At 36.3% G+C, this 17,471-nt stretch carries 21 protein-coding genes and 1 pseudogene; 16 read left to right on the plus strand and 6 right to left on the minus strand.

Annotated features, from left to right (window positions below):
• Positions 1 to 575: 575 nt before the first annotated feature.
• From KHA95_RS04610 to KHA95_RS04620, 3 genes are read right to left on the minus strand one after another with little or no spacing between them, the layout of a single operon-like run.
• Entirely contained in the window at positions 576 to 911 is a 336-nt protein-coding gene (locus KHA95_RS04610) for a DMT family transporter (RefSeq protein WP_249316590.1), read from the minus strand.
• Between the two features lie 10 nt (positions 912 to 921).
• Entirely contained in the window at positions 922 to 1,236 is a 315-nt protein-coding gene (locus KHA95_RS04615) for a DMT family transporter (protein WP_213136316.1), read from the minus strand.
• Complete coding sequence (locus tag KHA95_RS04620; RefSeq protein WP_213136317.1) at positions 1,236 to 1,781, minus strand: TetR/AcrR family transcriptional regulator; 546 nt, start codon at positions 1,779 to 1,781, stop codon at positions 1,236 to 1,238. The genes KHA95_RS04615 and KHA95_RS04620 overlap by 1 nt, the downstream gene beginning before the upstream one ends.
• Positions 1,782 to 1,903: 122 nt before the next feature.
• Here KHA95_RS04620 and KHA95_RS04625 point away from each other — a divergent pair, with 122 nt between their 5' ends.
• Positions 1,904 to 2,443 (plus strand): GNAT family N-acetyltransferase, encoded by a 540-nt coding sequence (locus KHA95_RS04625; RefSeq protein ID WP_213136318.1) that lies wholly within the window; start codon positions 1,904 to 1,906, stop codon positions 2,441 to 2,443.
• A gap of 138 nt (positions 2,444 to 2,581) precedes the next feature.
• A complete protein-coding gene (locus tag KHA95_RS04630) occupies positions 2,582 to 3,130 on the plus strand; it encodes a GNAT family N-acetyltransferase (RefSeq protein ID WP_213136319.1) in 549 nt (182 codons plus the stop codon).
• 81 nt (positions 3,131 to 3,211) lie between these two features.
• Here the strand turns inward: KHA95_RS04630 and KHA95_RS04635 are convergent, their stop codons facing one another.
• Positions 3,212 to 3,403 (minus strand): DUF4177 domain-containing protein, encoded by a 192-nt coding sequence (locus KHA95_RS04635; protein WP_213136320.1) that lies wholly within the window; start codon positions 3,401 to 3,403, stop codon positions 3,212 to 3,214.
• Between the two features lie 473 nt (positions 3,404 to 3,876).
• On the opposite strand from KHA95_RS04635, the gene KHA95_RS04640 reads away from it, so the two are divergent.
• From KHA95_RS04640 to KHA95_RS04690, 11 genes are all read left to right on the plus strand, one after another.
• Positions 3,877 to 4,095 (plus strand): hypothetical protein, encoded by a 219-nt coding sequence (locus tag KHA95_RS04640; RefSeq protein ID WP_213136321.1) that lies wholly within the window; start codon positions 3,877 to 3,879, stop codon positions 4,093 to 4,095.
• The gene (locus tag KHA95_RS04645; RefSeq protein WP_213136322.1) at positions 4,096 to 4,365 is read left to right on the plus strand and encodes a GNAT family N-acetyltransferase; all 270 of its coding nucleotides are present in this window, start codon (positions 4,096 to 4,098) and stop codon (positions 4,363 to 4,365) included.
• 189 nt (positions 4,366 to 4,554) lie between these two features.
• Positions 4,555 to 6,891 carry an RNA polymerase recycling motor HelD gene (gene helD / locus KHA95_RS04650; RefSeq protein ID WP_213136323.1) on the plus strand — a complete coding sequence of 779 codons (2,337 nt, stop codon included), beginning with the start codon at positions 4,555 to 4,557 and terminating at the stop codon, positions 6,889 to 6,891.
• A gap of 163 nt (positions 6,892 to 7,054) precedes the next feature.
• Positions 7,055 to 7,507, plus strand: coding sequence for an HIT family protein (locus KHA95_RS04655; protein ID WP_213136324.1), 453 nt, complete (start codon positions 7,055 to 7,057; stop codon positions 7,505 to 7,507).
• Complete coding sequence (locus KHA95_RS04660) at positions 7,500 to 8,312, plus strand: PP2C family serine/threonine-protein phosphatase (RefSeq protein WP_213136325.1); 813 nt, start codon at positions 7,500 to 7,502, stop codon at positions 8,310 to 8,312. Before KHA95_RS04655 ends, KHA95_RS04660 begins: the two co-directional genes overlap by 8 nt.
• A gap of 105 nt (positions 8,313 to 8,417) precedes the next feature.
• Positions 8,418 to 8,612, plus strand: coding sequence for a hypothetical protein (locus tag KHA95_RS04665; RefSeq protein ID WP_213136326.1), 195 nt, complete (start codon positions 8,418 to 8,420; stop codon positions 8,610 to 8,612).
• A gap of 57 nt (positions 8,613 to 8,669) precedes the next feature.
• Positions 8,670 to 9,338 (plus strand): response regulator transcription factor, encoded by a 669-nt coding sequence (locus tag KHA95_RS04670; protein WP_213136327.1) that lies wholly within the window; start codon positions 8,670 to 8,672, stop codon positions 9,336 to 9,338.
• On the plus strand, positions 9,335 to 10,702 hold the full coding sequence (locus KHA95_RS04675) for a HAMP domain-containing sensor histidine kinase (RefSeq protein ID WP_213136328.1): 1,368 nt from the start codon (positions 9,335 to 9,337) through the stop codon (positions 10,700 to 10,702). The genes KHA95_RS04670 and KHA95_RS04675 overlap by 4 nt, the downstream gene beginning before the upstream one ends.
• 114 nt (positions 10,703 to 10,816) lie before the next feature.
• Positions 10,817 to 11,728, plus strand: coding sequence for an ABC transporter ATP-binding protein (locus tag KHA95_RS04680; RefSeq protein WP_213136329.1), 912 nt, complete (start codon positions 10,817 to 10,819; stop codon positions 11,726 to 11,728).
• Complete coding sequence (locus KHA95_RS04685) at positions 11,725 to 12,435, plus strand: ABC transporter permease (RefSeq protein ID WP_213136330.1); 711 nt, start codon at positions 11,725 to 11,727, stop codon at positions 12,433 to 12,435. Before KHA95_RS04680 ends, KHA95_RS04685 begins: the two co-directional genes overlap by 4 nt.
• Positions 12,435 to 13,166 (plus strand): ABC transporter permease, encoded by a 732-nt coding sequence (locus KHA95_RS04690; protein ID WP_213136331.1) that lies wholly within the window; start codon positions 12,435 to 12,437, stop codon positions 13,164 to 13,166. The genes KHA95_RS04685 and KHA95_RS04690 overlap by 1 nt, the downstream gene beginning before the upstream one ends.
• Positions 13,167 to 13,305: 139 nt before the next feature.
• Here the strand turns inward: KHA95_RS04690 and KHA95_RS04695 are convergent, their stop codons facing one another.
• Positions 13,306 to 13,650 (minus strand): ASCH domain-containing protein, encoded by a 345-nt coding sequence (locus KHA95_RS04695; RefSeq protein ID WP_213136332.1) that lies wholly within the window; start codon positions 13,648 to 13,650, stop codon positions 13,306 to 13,308.
• Positions 13,651 to 13,721: 71 nt separating this feature from the next.
• Positions 13,722 to 13,871 (minus strand): annotated as a pseudogene (locus KHA95_RS04700) (IS1595 family transposase); the annotation flags it as partial.
• A 156-nt stretch (positions 13,872 to 14,027) separates the two neighbouring features.
• Between KHA95_RS04700 and KHA95_RS04705 the strand changes: the two are divergent.
• The 3 genes from KHA95_RS04705 to KHA95_RS04715 all read left to right on the plus strand — a co-directional run bounded on the left by KHA95_RS04705 (position 14,028) and on the right by KHA95_RS04715 (position 17,403).
• Complete coding sequence (locus KHA95_RS04705) at positions 14,028 to 14,465, plus strand: GNAT family N-acetyltransferase (protein WP_481748417.1); 438 nt, start codon at positions 14,028 to 14,030, stop codon at positions 14,463 to 14,465.
• Between the two features lie 571 nt (positions 14,466 to 15,036).
• The gene (locus KHA95_RS04710; protein WP_213136334.1) at positions 15,037 to 16,272 is read left to right on the plus strand and encodes an MFS transporter; all 1,236 of its coding nucleotides are present in this window, start codon (positions 15,037 to 15,039) and stop codon (positions 16,270 to 16,272) included.
• 258 nt (positions 16,273 to 16,530) lie between these two features.
• Positions 16,531 to 17,403, plus strand: coding sequence for a YitT family protein (locus KHA95_RS04715; protein WP_213136335.1), 873 nt, complete (start codon positions 16,531 to 16,533; stop codon positions 17,401 to 17,403).
• Positions 17,404 to 17,471 lie beyond the last annotated feature (68 nt).

A 17,471-nucleotide genomic window follows, 5' to 3' on the forward strand; every position in this document is an offset into this window, starting at 1 on the left:
AATATAAGTTACAAAAAGCTGTCTAGATTTTCTAGGCAGCTTTTTGTATAGAATTCATTTAAATTCATTTTATATTCTCCTTTGTCTTTTTATCCGTATAATGATCGTATATCCATTTTTCTGTTAATTAATTGATGTATGTTTTTAGTGATTGAAGTCAGGAAGAAATTACAGATAGCAATAACATTTTTAGGAATAGGTTTTATTTTAGGAGTGATCGGAATATGGTAAGGCCCTATTGATTTTTAGCGCTTTTTGCTTGCGGTAAATATCCATCAAAAAGGTAGAAAATAAAAGTAGATGATGAGATTAATTAATTCAGAGCATGTAGTAAATCAAAATTCGCGGCACCATTTTAGCACTTAAAATAGCGTATTAGAATCGTAACTAAATCAGTATTCAAAAACGCACAGATGATAAAAAACTGTGCGTTTTTGCTCTTGAGAAACTAACTTTAATATATCTTTTTTCATGTTATTTTCCTCTTTCGAGTGGCATCCGTTTAAGAAAAGTAATGCGGTCATCAAAAAAAAGCTTTGCTATTTTCTTCATGTTAATACCTCACTGAATCCTTTTTAATTTTTTGCTTTTTTCACATTTGGAACATTCATCATAACGACACCAAATATAATGGATAAGATACCTAGAACAACCCCTAGATTGATTGGATCTGAAAAGAAGATAATCCCTAAAATCGCTGTTAAAGCTGTGCCAACACCTGACCAAATCGCATAAGCAATGCTTAGCGGGATAAATTCCAGTGATTTGCTCAAAAAATAAAAGGCTAAACCGTATCCTATTATTACTCCGATCGTTGGCAATATAACGGTAAATCCATTAGATAATTTTAATAACATCGTGGCGATGATTTCTGTCGTAATCGATATGCTTAAAAATATAAATCCCTTCATTATTAACCTCCTACATTCCATTATTTAGGAGGACGACGCCACCGATAATAAATAAGATGCCGAGCGCTTTTTTGAAATGGATCGTCTCTTTATAAAAGATGATGCCAATAAGAGCCGTTAAAGCTGTTCCGACGCCTGCCCAAATCGCATAGGCAATGCCGAGTGGCAATTCTTTCAAGGAAAGCGAAAGTGTATAAAAAGCAACTCCATAACCTAATGCGACACCGATTGTCGGTCCAATACGTTTAAATCCATTCGTTAATTTTAGAAGAGAACTTCCAACCACTTCTGAAATAATTGCAATAGATAGCCAAAGAAATCCCATTACTGTTGCTCCACAATAAATGATTTTAAATAATTAAGCGTCTGATCCACTTCGCTTTGAGTTGGTGCAGCCAGTTTGAATAATTGATTATAATATAAACCGTCCAATGCAAACCGCACGAAGAGCTGTTTTTGTTGATCAATTGTGTCATGATCTTGATAGGATAACAGCTGCTGATACATTTGTGACAATTGTTGTTTAAGTTCATCAGGAAGCGTCGTTTGAGCAAGCAATGCCACGTTTACTTCCGCATTGGCTATTAAGTCCTCTTCTGTTAACTGGATAAGGGCCAGTGTATAACGGTAGGAACTTTCAGGTAACTCGGCTGCGATTTCTAAAAAGCGCTGCTGCATCTTTTCAAAAATATACGTGGTTAAGCTGTTCAACAATGCTTCTTTTGTTGGAAAATGATAAAGTAATCCACCTTTGCTCATGTTCGCCGCCTTTGCCACGGCATCTAACGTCAAAGTCTCTAATTTATCATCCATTAATAATTGCTTTGCCGTTTCTATTAATAGAACTTTTTTATTTGCTCTTTTCGTCAAAAGAACCACTCCTTTAACTGACCGTCTGGACGGTTTTATTTTACCTTTTAAAAACATCATTGGCAAATTGTTTAGCTCTTGATTATATTGATGATATCCAGATGCGGAGAGGGACGATAAAATTGAAAAATGTATTAATTAGAAGACCTAGGGTAGACGAACAAATAAAGTTACACGAGTTTTTTAGAATAGTAATAACCGATACATTTTTAAAAGAGGGAATTGAAGATATGCTAGATGATATAGAGGAAGAAATAAAAGTTAAGAAAAACGCTCTAAAAAGGGATTTAGACAGTGAGGGGGAAGAGCGATATTTCTTAATTGCTCTAGATGGACAAAAAATAATTGGGTCGATCGAATATGGCCCGGTAAGTTCACTTATCAATCATTGTACAGACCATGCATTAAAACAATTAAAGGAAGTCGGGACCGTATTCGTGCATCCAACCTATCAAAGGCAAGGAATTGGCAATCAATTATTAGATCGAATGTATTCAACTTTAAAAAGGAAAGGCATAGAAGAATTCTGTTTAGATTCAGGATATAAGCATGCTCAAAAAATATGGAAAAAGAAATTTGGAGAACCAGATTATTTATTAAAAGATTATTGGGGAGAGGACTTTCACCATATGATCTGGAGAATCAAAGTTAATCACTTATAAATAGATAGTGGATGAAAATGAAATTTGGAAGATTAATAAAGGATTTGCTACAAATCTAGCGAATAGGAAAGCTATCATCATTTTATTATCGTAATTTTCCGCGTGGCAAAAATGCTAATAAGCTAGGGAGGACTTCTCATGATCTACGACGATCAAAATAAAACAATTACCACGAAAAGGTTAGCACTAAGACTGTTTCAAAAATTCGATGCAGCTACGATTGCTAAACTTTGCAATAATTATGAGATTTATCGGCATACGTTGCTACTTCCTTATCCGTATACGCTCGACCATGCTTTATCGTGGATTGAACACCATTTGGACCATTTTAATACAAACAAATCGTTTGAATTTGCGATAACAGATAAGGATAGTGGAGAATTGTATGGAGCGATTGGATTATCGAATAACCAAATGTTCCATCATGGTGAATTAGGCTACTGGATTGGTGAACCATTTTGGGGAAATGGCTATGCGACAGAGGCAGCACAGGCGTTAGTACAATTTGCTTTCGATGAAAAGCAATATCATAAAGTATTTGCTCGTCATTTTCAATCAAATCCAGCTTCAGGAAAAGTGATGCAAAAGATAGGAATGAAACAAGAAGGGATTCTCGTTGAGCATGTGCGGAAAGAAGATCGATACGAAGATCTCGTATGTTATGGGATTGTTAGATCAAAAAGTTAATTGGGTGTGGTCATTGCGAAGTATTATCGAAATTAAGGAGAATTGCATATTTAATCGATGTTTTTTTAAAAAAAGAACCCTTCATTCATTGAGGGGTCTCTCAAAAATAATTTCAAAATAAGCAGCAGAACCATATCCTTTAATAGCTGGAGCAAAAATTTGGACGAATCTCCATCCATCTTTTGCATGTTTTTTAATGATTTCTCTATAATCCTCTGTCGGCTTATTGTTCCAAGAAGATAGTTTAATTTCTACAAATTTGTATTCATGCATGATTTCAACCTCCTGTCAGTTCTTCTACGAATAAAATAAGTTAAAGGTTTCAATATTTACGTAGGTTAAGATTTTCTAATTAGTACTTAAGATTATCCCAAGTATGACACGTCCTTCCCACAAAAGGTACGAAGAAATTCAGCATCTATAAAGTTATAAATTCGCACTGCTTGATGTTATCTTTTGGTAATGCGGCTGCTGAAGAAAATCCGTTAATTAAAAAACTTAGTTTAGGTGTTTTCTTAACAAATCATCGAACAATCGCTCTTTATAAATCGATGGGGTTCGTTGTGGAAGGGTGCAAGATTAAAAAAATTAAGTTAAACGAAAATGAATGTATTGATGATGTTTCTTAATTTGTTTAATAAAAAAGGCAGAATTAAGAAGGTGCACTGGATTTTGTTCGTATGGAGGGTAGGGAACAAAAGCTCAAGCAGCGATGGATACTATATAAAAAGGACGGAGGAATGAGCTTGGCAAATTATAATGTTAGGCCAGCTAAGAATCAAGATATTGAGTTCCTTTGGGAAACGCTTTATCAAGCGATTTACGTGACCGAAGAAGAAGAACGGCCCGCACGGGAAGTTTTAAAACAACCTGATATCGAGAAATACTTGTGTAATTGGGGAAGAAAAGGGGACATCGCTTATATTGCTACTGATGAAGGCAATACCCCGCTTGGAGCAGTCTAGGTGCGGTTATTTGATGAAACCAATAAAACCTATGGATATATTAATAAAAACATACCAGTTCTAAGTATGGCGATTTTACCAGAATATAGAGGGCAAGGATTAGGAACAGTTCTTCTTAATGAAATGATTGACAAAGCCAAGCAATCTGATTATATTTCATTATCATTAAGTGTAGACCCTAAAAATCCTGCGCTTCGCTTATATGAAAGGGATGGATTTGTGAAAGTTGGTGTAAATGGAACATCATGGGATATGGTCAAAAAGTTGTAATAGAATTGCTTTGTATAGGTTTTTTTAACGATCGTATTCATGCCTATATGTATTGAACCAATAAGGTAAGTGTGGTAAATTAGTATAGAAACCCAAAATCTTTATTTTAAAAAATAATTATCCTTATTTTAATTTTACATCAAAATCTTCTGGGTGTCAACTCTAATTTTAAAGGAGTGCAATAATAATATGAACGATGAACTTCAGCAAGAACAAAAACGGTTAGATATAGTTATTGAGACAATTGACGAACAAATCGACAAGTTAGAAGAGGAAACTGGACGGGGACGTAAAGAAGTTATCAATATTCGTAAACATTTTTGGGATGATGTAAAAATAAATGTCGATACGTTTGACGATTATCTTGAGACGATCATTGGCTTGAGACAGCAAGCTCAAGCTTTAAGTGTAACTCAGAGCACTCATCGGCATAAAGTCAATCGGCTATCCGCGTTACGCCGCATGCATGATGTACCTTATTTTGGTCGGATCAACTTCATTGAAGAAGGAAATAAGGATGTAGAAAAGATCTATATCGGGGTTGCAACACTCACAGATACAAGTGGAGAGGAATTCTTAGTATATGACTGGAGGGCGCCGATCTCAAGTGTCTACTACGATTATCCGCCTGGTCCAGCAGAATATACGACACCTGGAGGCGTAATCAGCGGCAAACTGGAGGAAAAGTGGCAATACATGATTCAAAATGGTGTGATCGAGTCGATGTTTGATACAAGTATTACGATCGGCGATGAGATTTTACAGCAGGCGCTTGGTAAAAGCACGGATAAACATATGCGCAGCATTGTTGCTACGATACAACAAGAGCAAAATCAGATCATTCGTCATGATCGCGGGCGGCTGCTTATTGTTCAAGGTGCAGCCGGAAGTGGTAAAACATCCGCCGCTTTACAACGGATTGCTTACTTACTCTATAAACATCGAGAATGGCTCAAAGCCGACCAAATTATTTTATTTTCACCAAACGCGATGTTTAATCATTACGTTTCCCGAGTGTTACCTGAGCTTGGTGAAGAAAATATGCAACAGGCCACATTCCAAGAGTACTTAGACTATCGGTTGGGTAACGCATTTCATGTGGAAAATCCTTACGAACAATTAGAATTTGTTTTAACAGGCATGAATGATCCTTCCTATCGAATAAGAACGGCAAGTATTCAATTCAAGGCATCGACCCGTTTTTTTGAGACGATTAAAACATATAGGCAGTCGCTGGAGCTGGCTGGGATGATCTTCAAAGGGGTTAAATTTAGAGGAAAATCCTTTGTATCAGCTAAACAAATAGCAGCAAGATTTTATAGCCAAGACACCTCACTCCGCTTTTATAACAGAATTGAAAAGATAAAAGAGTGGCTTATAGAGCAAATAGATGAAACGGAAAAGGTCGAAATGACGAAACAATGGGTTCAGGATGAAATCGAATTGCTTAGTAATGAAGAGTATCAGAAGGCTTACACCCAAATGCAAAAGAACGGAAATATTACAGATGACGATTTTGATGATTATGAAAGGGAAAGCAACATACTTGCGCGTATGATCGTTCGCAAAAAGCTAAAACCATTGCGCAAATGGGTCAGAACTCTTCGCTTCGTCGATTTTACTGGAATATATATGCAGCTTTTCTCTGATTCAGCGAATATTAAACAGTGGATTGATGGGGAAACACCAGATGAATGGAAGGACATATGCCGATTAACAATGGAAATGCTTCGTGAAGGAAAACTATTTTACGAAGACGCGACTCCATTTTTATTGTTAAAAGAACTGATCCAAGGGTTTCAAACGAATGTTTCGATTAAACATGTACTTGTGGACGAGGCTCAAGATTACTCCCCGTTTCAATTTGAGTTTTTAAAACTGTTATTTCCTTCAGCAAAGATGACGGTATTTGGAGATTTTAACCAAGCCATCTTTGCCCATGCGCATGAAATGGTTGATTTCCAAACACTTACCGCTTTATACGGACCAGATGAAACGACTGCCATTCACTTGACGCGCAGCTATCGCTCGACAAAACCGATCGTCGAGTTTACACGGGGGCTTGTGCCAGGCGGGAATCAAATTGTGGCTTTTGAACGTGGCGGAGAGAAACCAGCACTAACGAAACGATCCGATCACGCCGAGCTTCACCATCTCATCGCTTCCAACATCGAAAAGTTGCGCAAGCAGCAATTTCAGACAATCGCGATTATATGCAAATCCGCCAAGGAAAGCGCTGCTGCCTACGAATCACTAAGTGATGTGGAAGGAATTAAACTTGTGGAAAGTGGCTCGATTGAATATGAACAAGGTATCGTCGTCATACCGGCATATTTAGCTAAAGGAATTGAATTTGATGCCGTTATTATTTACGATGCATCTGCGCAAGCTTATGGTGATGAGAACTTGCGCAGATTGTTTTATACCGCCTGCACAAGAGCAATGCATGTTTTGCAGCTATACAGTGTAGGGGAACCAAGTCCCTTCTTACAAAACACTGCGATAGAAATCGTAGAGATCAATTGAATATGAAAGATTTTTGTTTGTCAAGATGCCGAAAATGATACGCCGGGAACGACTTGTTTCCGGTTCTTTCTATTCCTTTTAAGATAAAATTTCATAAAAATATACTAGTAGAGCTATATTTGTATTATAATTTTAGGAATATTTGAAAGGTGAGGGATGGTTTATGGCGGATTGTTTCATTTGTAATAAGCATGCTGGTGCGATTCAAACATCAGCAGTTATCATTTACGAAGATGAATATGTTTATGTCGGGCACATCGACAGAAATGGGAATCCAAACTATTTAGGTCACATTATGATTGACTTGAAAAGACATGTTCCAACACTCGGTGATATGAATAGGGCTGAAGCAACGGCGTTTGGGCTGATGATTGCTAGAGTAAGCAAGGCGCTAATGGAAAGCGAGAAGGCTGAACATGTCTATTCTTATGTTTTAGGTGATGCTGTTCCTCATCTTCATATGCATCTTGTCCCACGTTATCCAAACACACCTAAAGAACATTGGGGACCTCATTCCGTTTATGATTGGGATAATGCTCCAATGGGAGACCCAAATGATGTGATTGAATTTTGCTCTCGTATTAAAACATATTTGGAGAATACCCCATATGAGTAATTATGTGGAGGAGTTTTGCTGGATCGGCAGCCAAGAAAATTTTGCAGACACCCCAAATATATTTCAACTAAACGACGATATTATGGTTGGGCGCTACGGAGGTAATTCCAATGTCGGTCAATTCAAGAATGAAGATGGGTGCTTGGTATGGTTAAATAAAAAGCAAGACTGGGAATTCGCTATTCTTCTGGACTCGCATAACACATCAGAGAGTGCTGAACTCATTTTAGGGCAATTTACTAGGGAAAAATCCAAAATCAAACATGTATTATCTATGCCTACGAATCATCAAATGTTTAAAAGACTTGAAGAGTTGATTTTAAATATGTTCCAATCGGAAGAATTTCTTTCCGCTTGTCGAAAGGTTAGTGGAGAAACTGCTTGTTTGATTGTTGCTAGAAAAGATAAATTTATATGGTGGTTTTCAGTTGGAGATTGCGTTCTTTATTTATTTCATCGCGAACTCGCTGCACTTGGCCAGTATCAGTTAAATCAAAGGCAATTTTACGAGTGGATAGGGCAAATCAATACGTTCGAGCTGGACGTTCCTTGTTATACACTAGGGATGAGGGAATTGCGGAAAGGGGAAAATCGTCTTTTTCTAACTACTGATGGTTTACTTGAATGCCCAAATGAACCATATGTAAACCCAATGAATATTTATCATTCTTTCTCTCATACCAAAGATGAGGAAAGCATTCGATTCATGTTGAACAAGATAAAAGATAATGAGGTTAGAGACAGCACTACGATTATTTCTTGGAAAGTAGCTATTTCGAAGGAAGCTACTAAACCAAGTAATTAATAAGCGAGCCTGATTACTAGCTTAAACTAGTTGAATTTTTCACATTAAAATAACGATCATGCTATAGTTATATAGGTTTATATTTTGATAAATGGAGAAGTGTACATGACTATCATTAGTTTTATTATTATTGCATGGGTGCTAAGTTGGTTCAAATTTGAGCAACTTTTCATTCGGGCATTTAAAGAACTGTTTAATAAAGAGATTACCATTGCGAGTTATTATTTCTTATTCGCTTGCGTAGGAGCGATTGGTGATGTAGTAGCACTATTTAACGGGAGTATTTATGATAAATTTTAATGAGATGCTTCCGACGGGAGCTTACACTCTATGTTAGGTGAAGGGTTGGAGAGGAAAATGGTCCATGTATTGTATATAGAGGACGAAACTGAAATTGGCAGTTGGGTAACAAAGGATTTAACGGAAAGAGGGTATGAAGTAACGTGGCTGCGATCGGGCGAAGGTATTGAAAAATATATACAAACCGCCCATATCGTCATTTTAGATGTAATGTTACCAGGATTAGATGGTTTTTCTATTGGCAGACGTATCAAAAAAGAAGATGGAGACTTACCGATTTTAATGCTTTCCGCACGAACAGCGGTGGAAGATAAAATAGAGGGTCTTCACTTTGCTGATGATTATTTAACGAAACCTTTTCACCCAGATGAGCTTACGGCGCGTGTTGAGGTGTTATTAAGAAGATATCAAAAGAATGACGACACATTAAAACTACAACATTTGACTATTTATACAAAAGATATGAGGACCGTTGACAACGACACAGGTATCGAAATTCATTTAACAGGAAAGCAATACCACTTATTTCAATTCTTTATTCGGCATTTGAACCAAATATTAACGAAGGAGCAGCTTTATGAGGGCGTTTGGGGAGAAAGTTATATTGATGGAGATAAGACATTAATGGTCCATATTCGTTATTTACGGGAGAAAATCGAAAAGAACCCGGCAAAGCCAACTATTATTGAAACCATTCGTGGAATCGGATATAGGGTAAAACTATGAGGGAGTTTTTCCGATCCTTATTAGCGAAGTACATGTTCATTATTTTATTAGCCATTTCCCTCGTTCAAATCTCATACCTAGTAATTGCTATTTTTGTATCTGGACTTGCAAAAAACTTAGAAGGGGAAAGCTTGTCACAAGGTAGTGAGGGTTTAACTAAAATAGAGGAAAAGTGGCATGCTGAAGCAAAAGATCTGCAACCATTCACATCGGAAACAATCGAACAACATTTTACAAAGTGGAAACGTCAATATGAAGATGCATCGATGTTCTGGGTCGATGAACATGGAATGTTAATTAAACAAATGGACGTTAAAGAGTCACTTCCTTCTGAATGGTCATCTGCCTTTACAGCAAAATTTATAAAAGAGCGTTATGACGGAGACCCTTTTACGGTAATTGCGTTTGTTGGAAAAGATGAATCGCATGGATTTATTGTATTTGAGATCCAAAGAGAAGCATTTAGCCCAATGGTGGCAAAAGTGTATGAACAATATGGAATGATTTTATTATTCGGTGTCATCTTTTTTATTGCCTTATTTATTGCTGTTTCCTTTTTGTTTTTCAGAGGGATTAGAAAGCGATTATTGCAATTACAAGATGCAATGGAAATACGAGATGTTGATGGTCTGCCGATTGAAATACATGTAAACAAAAAGGATGAAATTGGACAACTTGAAAAAACGTTTAATCAAATGGTATTTGAGTTAAGGGAAAGTAAACAACGAGAACAGGAGGAGGAACAATTACGCCTGGAGTTGATTGCGAATCTTTCCCATGATTTACGAACGCCTTTAACAAAAATCAGAGCGCAAAGCTATTCGATCGCAAAGGAAGAGTTATCACGGGATGGGAAAGAGGCTATAAAGGCGTTAGAGTCCTCGATTGTGAACATTGATAGGTTAATTGATAATTTAATGTCCTATACTTTATTAATGGATAGTAAATATAAATTTGACCCGAAGGACATGGATGTAATCCGTTTTGTTCGTGAATGTTTAGCTTCATGGTATCCTGTTTTTGAAAAAGAAGGATTTGAAATGGAAGTTCAATTAAGCTCATTTGAAAAAAAGAAATGGATGGTTGATCCAATTTGGTTAGGACGCATTCTAGATAATTTATTGCAAAATGTGTTGCGTCATGCTAAAAGTGGAATGTATATTCATGTGAAAACAGAGTCCACAGATAAATATGATGCCATCGTTATTTCAGATCGTGGAAAAGGGATGAAACATCAATCAAATGAAGCAGGTGCCGGGATTGGTTTGTCCATTGTTGATATGATGGTAAAAGGCATGAATTTGGATTGGGATATAGCGTCAAGTGAAAATGGAACAATCGTTAAAATAAAGAAATATAAGTAAGGGTGTATTTGAAATGGTTACTTTCAAATACACCCTTTTTTTAAACAAAATTTAACCTTTCCGGATACCTAGTTTTAACCTACCCTTTCTATGATAGAAGATGAGGTGAGATAAATGGAATATGTTGTACTGACAAAAAATCTATCAAAGCGTTTTGGCAAGGAAGATGCAGTAGTAGGATTGGATATGAAAATAAAGAAAGGAGAAATATACGGGTTTTTGGGGCCCAATGGTGCTGGTAAGACAACGACGATTCGCATGCTTTTAGGGCTGATGAAATCAACAGCAGGCACGATCCATATTTTCCAAAAGGATTTAAAAAAAGAGCGAATCAATATATTAGAACGAGTCGGTTCGCTAGTAGAAAACCCATCCTATTATCCTCATTTAACTGCTTATGAGAATTTAGAAGCAATGAGGATGATTGTAGGTGCTCCGAAAACAAGAATTCACGAAGTATTAGAGATTGTTCGATTATCCGATGTGGCTCATAAAAAAGTGAAAGGATTCTCATTAGGAATGAAACAACGATTAGGCATTGCTGCTGCTCTATTAAATCATCCGGAACTGCTCATATTGGATGAGCCTACAAACGGACTGGACCCATCTGGCATCATTGAAATACGAAATCTAATTAAACGATTACCTTCTGAAACGGGAATGACGATTTTAATTTCGAGTCATTTGTTAACAGAAATTGAACAAATGGCAACAACGGTTGGCATCGTTACGAAAGGAAAGATGATTTTTCAAGATTCCATCGAAACTTTACGCGCGTACGCACAACAAAAGGTAATAATAAAGGCTGGCGATAGTAAGCAAGCGTGGCGATCATTATTAGGCAAAGGAATAAAAGCAGATTGGCACGATGACATGATTTTTTTATCTGAGCGCTCAGATGAACAAGTAGCAAGAGCAGTTCAAATCCTCGTCCAAGATGGATTTTCGATTTATCGGGTGGAAGAGGAAAAAAGATCGCTAGAGGATATATTCCTGCAAATGACGACGGAGGAGAAAGTAGGATGATAGGGAAACTTTTATTTGCTGACTTTTTAAAAATAAAACGGAAAGGGTTTTGGTTTCTCACTTTTTTAGGACCATTGGGTGTCGTGGCTTTACAAATGGTTAATTATGGAGTTAGAAAAGATTATTTATTACAGCAAAGTGAGGATCAGTGGGGGTATTACTTATTAAATGTAAACTCCTTTATTCCCCTTGCCATCGTATTAGGAATCGTTATTCTAACCTCTTTTATCGCGAGTATTGAAAATGAAACAAATGCATGGAAGCAGTTAATTTCGTTACCTCTCTCAAAAATGAGTGTATATTTATCTAAATTTACTGTTCTTGCTTGTTTACTATTTTTGTCTTCCGTACTGTTAATGTTGTTTTCCTTAGCTTATGGAATTTCTTTGAATTTAGAGGGAGCGATTCCTTATGCGGAATTAATAAAACATAGCTTCTATCCTTATTTTGCCGCATTACCTATACTGGCACTGCAGACTTGGATTTCGATCGTCAGTCAAAACCAAGCAATTCCGATTACAACAGGGGTTTTAGGCGTAATATTCGCTTATTCGGCATTTATTTTGCCAGATTGGATGATTTGGAAATGGCCATCATTAATGAATGAATGGAATGAGCCGATCATCAATGTCATGCTAGGATTGGGAGTAGGAATTGTACTGTATATCGTTGGCATGGTCGACTTCACGAGAAGGGATGTGAAATAATGTATTCTATTTTACAATCTGAATGGTTTAAATTACGAAAATCAAAGATGCTGCCAATTATTTTTACAGGACCGTTGATTGGAATTTTCATCGGGTTAACGACAAATGTGATTGATATAGGTGTTGAAGTGAATGAATGGTATCTATCATTATTATCGATGAATCTAACGTATGCTATACTATTTTTACCTTTAATCACAGGGGTTTTAGCAAGTACGATATGCAGATATGAACATCAATCAGGTGGATGGAAACAATTATTAGCTATGCCTGTCACAAGAGGAAGAGTATTTTTCTCGAAATACATACTATTAATGATCCTCGTAATGAGTATGCAAATATTATATCTTGCTGCTGTTTATACAGTGGGGATGGTGAAAGGTTTTGTCGATCCTTTTCCGATAAATATTGTTTGGAAAAGTATTTTTGGCGGATGGGTGGCAACATTACCGTTAGTCGCTTTGCAATTATGGATGTCTATCTTGTTTAAGAGCTTTGCTGCGCCTTTTGCTGTGAATGTGATTTTTACCATCCCGTCCATATTAGTTATTAATTCCGAGCGTTTCGGTCCGTATTATCCATGGGCCCAACCGTTTTCAATGATGTATATAGGCGGAGGCACTGAAGATGTATTTTTTGTGCCGTGGGAACAATTATTAATCGTTGTAGGAGGAAGCTTTATCTTGTTTTGTCTCGGAGGATATTTATACTTTCAGAGAAAGGCAGTCTAACATGCGGGATTTTATTAATAAATCGCTTTATTAAAGTTTAATGTGATATTGAATGAAAAAATTAGAACTTCCAATTGTTTGGAAGTTCTGTTTCGTTGTATGCTCTTCTTCAACTAAAGCTACCGTTACTTAATAAGCCTTAATCTAATAAATTAATTGTAATTGCTAATGTACCCCATTCCTTTTCTTTCTCTGGAGTATATATTCTATAAGTACATTCTACCATTTCGTCAATTGAACCACCAACAGCATCAAAATCACTCGCAGGAATACTTTTATACATTTCTTTGAATGTTGGAAACTCCCTTAATTCAATGACCTCAACTGTTAGTGTTTTATTATTTTCTGGAATTTTTGTAAACTTTATAGTATCCCCTACACTTATTTTTCTTCTTTTTTCATCATTCAATCTTACTTCTACTTTCTTTCTACCAGTCTTAATTGAATTAAAAGGTGTTTCATAAAGTCTCATATTGTGTTCCATTTCCTTAACTCCTAATTATCTATTTCTTCTTCAACTAACCTGCCCTTTCGTAGAAGAAGATACGATGTTACAATCGTGAATTTAGTTAATCTAAGTGTATCATAGCTTTCCAAATTTTGTATTAGATTCCCTCTAATAATCAAGTCATTCATTTTGACTTCATTTCTTTGATGTTGAATGCTTTCTAATACTTGAAGCCAAACTAGATTTAAATTTAGATAGGATACATTAGCAGAAGATCAAGCTGTCATTTAGGCTTATTGAATATCATAAAATACTTATAATTAACTTATGCTGTGGATTCAGTTAGCATTGAAATTGATAAAAGTTTTACTTATAAGAGGGGGATTGGATTGAATAAAGAAATAAGGTTCAGAATGGCTACTGAAAAAGATTTAGATTGCATTGTTGCAATGCTGGCAGATGATGTTTTGGGAAGTAAACGTGAGCGTTATGAGCAACCACTTCCAAATAGTTACATAAAAGCATTTGAGGCTATAACATCTGACCCCAATAACGAGTTAATAGTGGCTTGTGACGGAAATGAAGTGATTGGGGTACAACAAATTACTTTTACACCTTATATAACACATCAAGGTGGATGGAGAGCTACTATCGAAGGAGTGAGAACATCCGCTTCTGTAAGAGGAAAGGGTGTAGGTACTGAACTTATAAAATGGGCAATTCAACGTGCAGAAGAACGCGGTTGTCATTTGGTACAACTGACAACTGATAAAAAAAGACCAGATGCGTTAAGGTTTTATGAACGGCTAGGTTTTAAAGCAACGCACGAAGGTTTAAAGCTAAAGATTTAAAGTTTTTTGTTTAACTAACAGGTGGCAACCACATTTAAGTTATCAACAATTAACTTTAAACGAGCCTAATAATTTTTATGTTATTGAGTTCTATTATTATATCTAGTTTTGTTGCATACCCAACTTCATGATTTTTGTAAATTGAGAATCGAACATGACTATCATTCGTTTTATTATTGTATAGGAGCGATCGGTGATATTGTCGCATTATTTATTTTAATCTAATAACAAAGTAGCAAATTAATGATTGTTTTCATAAAACGATTTTGCTATGATATTAACAGCTATAAAGAAATGGAGGTTTTTCTTGTGACAGCATCAATGAGATTGAGATTCCCTACGTTCATTCGTTAATTAAATACGTTTGAAAGCTCTGCCTACGTTCAGAGTAACGGGATTGGTCTGTCTATTTTTAAGAAAACCTACATTTAACGGTTGTATTAAAAGAGGGGATGAGTCTACCTCTTTTTTTGTTGTGGAAAAAAACAAATATGAAATAGAGCGCCAAGAGATTTATGAATGTAGGTGAAGGATGGAATTTGAAAATTAAATAGAAATGGGTTGATCTTTCATGCATACAAACAATAATGAGAATTGGTTAAAGAATATTATTCTCTTTTTAAGTAGCCAGACGATTTCATTATTTGGATCGTCTCTCGTTCAATACGCGATTATGTGGTACATCACTCTGACGACAGAGTCGGGTATGATGATGACGTTATACATTATTTGCGGATTTATTCCAACGTTTATTTTATCGCCTGTTGCAGGAGTATGGGCAGACCGTTACAATCGAAAAATGCTCATTATTGTATCAGATGGTCTAATTGCATTAGCAACACTTATTCTTGCCATTCTCTTTTTAATGGGCTTTGATGCAATTTGGTTGCTATTCGTAATTGCCGCGGTTCGTGCTTTTGGAACGGGTGTTCAAACGCCGGCTGTTGGTGCTATTTTGCCACAAATTGTTCCAAAAGATAAACTGACGAAAGTAAACGGAGCAAACGGAAGCATTCAAGCGATGATTATGTTTGTTTCCCCAATTGTCAGTGCCGCATTATTATCATTAGCATCGATTGAAATGATCCTTTTCATCGATGTGATTACGGCAACGATAGCAATTGTTACGCTGCTTGCCTTCTTAAAAATCTCTGTCCATGAAAAGGCATTGACAAAACAAACAACGAGTTACTTTAGTGACTTTAAACTAGGATTACAATACGTATATAACCATACGTTTTTGAAAACATTCTTCCTATTCTTTGCTGTGTTCTTTGTATTAATGGCTCCAGCTGCCTTCTTGACTCCATTACAAGTAACACGAAGCTTTGGGGATGATATATGGAGACTAACAGCGATCGAAATTGCCTTTTCCATTGGGATGATGGTCGGCGGAGGAGTAATTGCTGCCTGGGGAGGCTTTCCAAATAAAATTAAAACAATGACTTTAGCAAGTATCATTATGGGAGTCTGTACATTTGCGCTCGGGATCGTTCCAATCTTTTGGATCTATCTCCTCTTCATGGCATTTTTCGGAATTGCCATGCCTATCTTTAATACACCAACGACTGTATTATTACAAGAGACGATAGAGGAAGATTATTTAGGGCGAGTTTTCGGAGTAATGGGGATGATCTCAACTTCGATGATGCCAATAGGAATGCTTATCTTCGGTCCGATGGCAGATTTTATCAAAATCGAATGGCTATTAGCAGGAACAGGAGTATTTATTATCATACTGTCCATCTTCTTAGGCAAAAACAAAGTATTAATTGAAGCAGGGAAACCTGCGATAAAAGAAGCTTAAATACACGATAGAAATAGATAATCCCCCTTTAAACCGAAAGGGGGATTTAAATAAGTCAAGGGAGAATTGGTTTACTTATAATAAACGAGTTAATAATATTACTCAGTTAATAAATAAATTTTACATAATTATTATTTGAGCACTTCAAAATAGTTTTATTTTTTATAAAAAACGAATATAATTTAACTCTAAATAGTGCGAATGTGTAATCAAATAATTACATAATTGAATAAAAAAGTTTGAAACGAGGATTTTAAAATGAGCACAATTACAAAACGAAGACCCCATAAACTTATGGCTGTTCCACGAATCTTATTGATTATTATTGGGGGTTTTATAACAGCGTATGGACTTGAATCGGTGCTAATTCCTAACAATGTCTCCGATGGCGGAGTGACAGGCCTGAGTATTGTCGGTTCACAGTTAATTGGGTTACCATTAGGACTTCTCATTGCATTGCTGAATATCCCATTCATATTTTTAGGATATAAACAAATTGGTAAAAGTTTTGCCATTTATTCGGTTATCGGTATCGCTTCACTAGCGACCGGCACTAGTGTCATGCACCATGTGCCGACTATTGTTCAGGCAGATACATTATTAGTCACTGTTGTTGGTGGTATCATCATCGGTTTTGGTATGGGTTTAGCGTTGCGTAATGGCGGTGCTTTAGATGGAATTGATATGTTAGCCGTACTACTTTCTCGTAAATTACCTTTTGGAACCAGTGATCTTATTTTATTTTTGAACATGTTTGTCTTTATTGTTGTCTCAACCGTATTCGGTCTTCAAGGAGCGATCTTATCGGCAATCGCTTATTTTATTGCTTCTAAAGTCATTCACATTGTTGAAGAAGGTTTAAGCGGTTCTAAAACCTTTAAAATTATTACAAATGAACCCGAATTAATGATAGAGACCATTCGTGACCGCTTAGGACGGGGGGCAACGTTTAATATCGTTCGAGGCGCTTATTCTAATGAAGAATTCAAGGAAATCACGTGTGTGATTAACCGCTTAGAAGATAGCAAAATGAAAGAAATCATTCGTGAAATTGACGAAAATGCCTTTGTAACGGTATATGATGTAGCAGAAGTTAAGGGCGGTAACTTCAAAAAGCATGATATACATTAGAAAAACGTTTATATTAAAATAAAGCTAAGAAAATTTTACCCCTTTGAAGATGCACTCTAAAGGGGTAT

It is taken from the genome of Bacillus sp. FJAT-50079, from assembly GCF_018343515.1.
Classification (GTDB): Bacteria; Bacillota; Bacilli; order Bacillales; family Bacillaceae_C; genus Lederbergia.